Annotated in this window: 3 protein-coding genes; all 3 read right to left on the bottom strand. The window is 49.1% G+C overall.

Annotated elements, in window-relative coordinates; translation table 11 throughout:
• Positions 1-66 precede the first annotated feature (66 nt).
• The gene (locus tag Q0231_RS12355) at positions 67-2,277 is read right to left on the bottom strand and encodes a PepSY domain-containing protein (protein ID WP_299347875.1); all 2,211 of its coding nucleotides are present in this window, start codon (positions 2,275-2,277) and stop codon (positions 67-69) included.
• 21 nt (positions 2,278-2,298) lie between these two features.
• The gene (locus Q0231_RS12350; protein WP_269393672.1) at positions 2,299-2,829 is read right to left on the bottom strand and encodes a DUF2271 domain-containing protein; all 531 of its coding nucleotides are present in this window, start codon (positions 2,827-2,829) and stop codon (positions 2,299-2,301) included.
• A 218-nt stretch (positions 2,830-3,047) separates the two neighbouring features.
• A partial coding sequence (locus tag Q0231_RS12345) for a tripartite tricarboxylate transporter permease (protein WP_299347874.1) occupies positions 3,048-3,995 on the bottom strand: 948 nt, incomplete at its 5' end.

Genomic DNA, 3,995 nt, shown 5'->3' with positions numbered 1-3,995 from the left:
TGAATTCATTTGGACATTTCCTTTGTATTCGTCCCTATAATGCGCTTCAAAGGCGCCTCTTTTGGCCTAATAGGTATCTTCACGATAACGACCAGACCGTTTGAGCTCGGCAATACTGCTGCCTGCCTCAACAGCAATTATTTCCAACTCATGGCGCACCCCCTGCGCCATTTTAGCGCCACCACAAACCATGATGGTGGCCCCACTTCGTATTTGATGAACAATATTGTGCGCCTGCTCGCGCACCCGATCCTGCACATAGCCGCCGCCTTCAACGCGCGAAAAAGCAGGGTAGAAATTCTTCAAGAACTTGCCAGCCAACCACTTCGGAATCTGCGTGCCGTAAAGATGATCGACACTTGGGTCACGGTTTCCCCAATATAGATCCACCGGAACATGTTTCATGTTGTTGCGGATCATCCCTGCAAATGGGGCTATGCCAGTCCCCGCACCAATCATAATGACCGGTTTGCGCCCTTTGGTCGGCATGTGAAAATCGGCGTTCTGCTCTATGTGGAATTCAATTCTTTCGCCCAAAGCCAGATTGTTCAAATAGGTTGAGCAAACCCCACCATCTTGACGGGCAACACAAATCTCCAAACACTTCTCCCGTGCGCAGGAACCCACAGAGTACATCCGCGCGCGCGCATCACCTTTGGGGTAGATTGACACCAAATCACCGGCATTGTGCGTGGGCACAAAATCACAGCCATTTTCACCCGCAATGGGACAAAACCGCAGCACAGCCGTTGGCGCTTGCAGTTGAGCACCAAACACCTCTTTGTTTTGCAACGCCAACTGGTATGTGCGCGGTTTTGGCGGTGAATAATCGAGCTCAAAATCTAGGTTGAGCGCCTCGGCAAGTTCATGTCCCCATCGCGAAAAGGATTGCGCAGATTTGCGGTCGACGTCAGCCAATTCAAGAATTGGGTTTCGTCCAGACGCGCGCAACGCCTGATCAACTTCTTGTGCAAAGGCGCAATAACGTGGAAATGACTTGTCTCCAAATCCTAACACGCAAAACCGCATTAGGTGATGGGCATTCAAATCCCGCAATCGCTTTACAAAACGGTTGGCATTCTGCGGCGCTTCACCATCGCCGTAAGTTGCGGCCAAAACGATCAGGTGGCGCCCATTAGGGTAGGCCGCACGCATATCGTTTATCGCTCGTATGTGCACGATTGCACCAGCAGCCGCCAACGCCGCGTGTAGCGCTTTTCCAAAGCCCCATGTCGACCCATTTTCCGACCCGACAAGAATTACGATCTCAGCGTCTTTTGCCGCAGAATTGTTTCTTATTCGTCCCATGCCTGAGCGCATGCGATTAAGCCAAATCACAAATCCAGTTAGGGCAAACGCTGGCACACTAACCACTGCAATTCCTGCAACAATCCCCCAAGGTGCCAAGCCTTCAGCGGTGTGCAAAAGCGTGAACAAATCAAAGATCCGTTGCGCAAATGAGTAGGGCTGAGATGACAGCAATTCGCCCGTAAACTGATCAAAGAAAAGATTTGAATCGTGGGTTTTCACCGCAAAAACATCAAACCAGTCTTCTGGGATGGGGAATATGATTTCCCGAACATCATTGAGCGCAAGTTGTTTCAAGCCATCAAGCTCATAAGGCAAAACCGGATCCAGTTCCTGCAAACTTTCAGGGTATGCAGGCGGCACCTCATTACCAGATGGCACAAAGCCCATTGTCACGGCGCCCAAATATGCACCAGATACGCTGGTTATAACCAATGGCAAAATGAATAAACGAGAGAACAACACATGCAAGCGTTCGGGCCAACGCCCTTTGATGGGGGAGAAGAGCAATCGCCAGCCCCCCATGCGCCGCACAAGAACAAAAATACCAGAAAGGCAAAGAATGCACATAATGACTGCGCCAGCAAAAACCGCTGACCGCCCCACAAACCCAAGCAATAGCGACCGGTGAAAGTCACGCATAATGGCGTAGATTGGGTGCAGTTTTTCTTCTTTCGCAAGCTTTCCAGTTTGCAAATTTAGGTTCGATTTAATCCCCCTGCCATATTGTCGACCACTGATCAAAACTGCTCCGGACGGGGCAACCTTTATCCGCTCAATCTCAAGTTTTTTGTTGTGCAACAGCGCAATTTCAATTGCATCCGCAACCGAATACCCCGCCAATGTTTGGGCTTCAGGACGCAACGTATCTGCCAGTGGCAACGTGGCCAAAACAGCCCCGGATACCGAAAGAACAGTTAGCAAAACTGCTGCCGCCAAACCAAAAATGGAATGCAGATTACGCCACATCTGTGTCACCAAAATTCTAGATTAAAACTTTACGCGAAGCTCGCGCACATACCCGGTTCCAGCAACACGCTTGCCAATTAGGTCGGCACTCAACTCTGCTTCCACATCAGCGCTATGGTTTTCAAGGTCTTCTACTGCTGTCTCAACGCGCAGTTTGTAACCGGCGTTGAACAGTTCATCTGCGATTTCCACTTTAACAATAGAGCGGTCGCCCGCCGCGGTGCTGGCCCCCGTAATCGCATCAATATCTTGCGGTTTACGCGACAGATATTTCCACCAGCGCGGCATGTCTGGATACCAACGTTCTTCTGGTCCGGATACGTACAATGTGCGCTCGTAGCGCCCTTCTGGGTTGACCAAATAGAGTGCAAAATATGCCTCATCACCCACGTAATTATTCAACTGCACAAGAACTGTTGCTTCTTTCGCCTCAGCGCGAGGTGCAATGCCAAGAGCGGCTCCAAACAACAAAGCAGACGCTACGCCCAGTCTCAGTGCCGCTTTAAAATCGGACCGCCCCAATCGATCTGAGTGGCTAAAAAAGTCCATCATCTATCTCTTTCCTTATTCAATATGCTCAACGCACTTTAATATGACTTTGCGACTCATATTAATTGCTAAGTAAAAAGTCAATGTATTTTCAATAGCTTAGAACGATTCTAAAAAGCGCATAAAAAAACACCGATCCAAACGAGTTGGACCGGTGCTCAAGGAGGAGGGTTGGGAAGTCTTATTCTGATCGCAGCATTCCCATTTACTGCAACAGTTTGCTAGCCGCCTTCGCCCGCACGATCTGCATTTTTGCGCCACTTTGAATAAAGCGGCATTAGCATCGGCACAAACAAAGTCAGAACTGCAATCACGAGAATGGTAAGGGTCAATTCACGCTCCCACAGGAACGACCAACTATCGTCGTTAATCAGCAATGCACGGCGCAAGTTCTCTTCCATCATACCGCCCAAAATGAACCCCAAAATCATGGGAGCCAGAGGGAAGTCGAGCAGCCGCAACACCACTGCCGCAATAGCAAAGATAATCATCAATTGAATATCAAATGTATTGAAGCTAACGAAATACACGCCAATCAGTGAGAAGAACAAAATCAAAGGCAACAGGAACCGAGACGGGATCGCCAAAACCTTTGCGATATAAGGAATCAAAGGAAGGTTCAAAACCAATAGAATGATATTGCCAACCCACATCGACACGATAACGGCCCAAAAAACTTCTGGGTTATCGATGTAAAGCCGAGGACCAGGTTGAATTCCATAGCCAATCAAAGCACCAAGCATAATGGCAGTCGTGCCCGAGCCAGGAATACCCAACGTCAGCATTGGCACAAATGAGCCTGTTGCCGCTGCGTTGTTTGCGGTTTCAGGTGCGGCCAATCCACGAACTGAACCTTTACCGAACAACTTGCCCTTTTCAGAGCCCGCTAGTCGTTGCTCGGTGCCATATGCCAAGAAGCTTGCAATAGTTGCACCAGCGCCCGGTAGCACACCGATCAAGAAACCTAAGATCGAGGATCTCCCGATAACCGGCGCCATTTCCTTCACTTCTTCTTTGCTCACCTTCATAGAGCCAAGTTCGGCTGCAGCTTTGCGTTCTTCTTCGCGCTTTTTTTCATCGATCTTTTTAATAATCGCCATAAGCGCTTCAGACAGTGCAAAAGTAGCCATCACAAGAAGCAAGAAAGAAATACCGTCAATCAGATCAAT

Source organism: uncultured Maritalea sp. (assembly GCF_937139385.1).
Taxonomy (GTDB): domain Bacteria; phylum Pseudomonadota; class Alphaproteobacteria; order Rhizobiales; family Devosiaceae; genus Maritalea; species Maritalea porphyrae_A.
The sequence above is the reverse complement of the archived record's forward strand: the minus strand, read 5'-3'. Positions and strand labels throughout refer to the sequence as shown.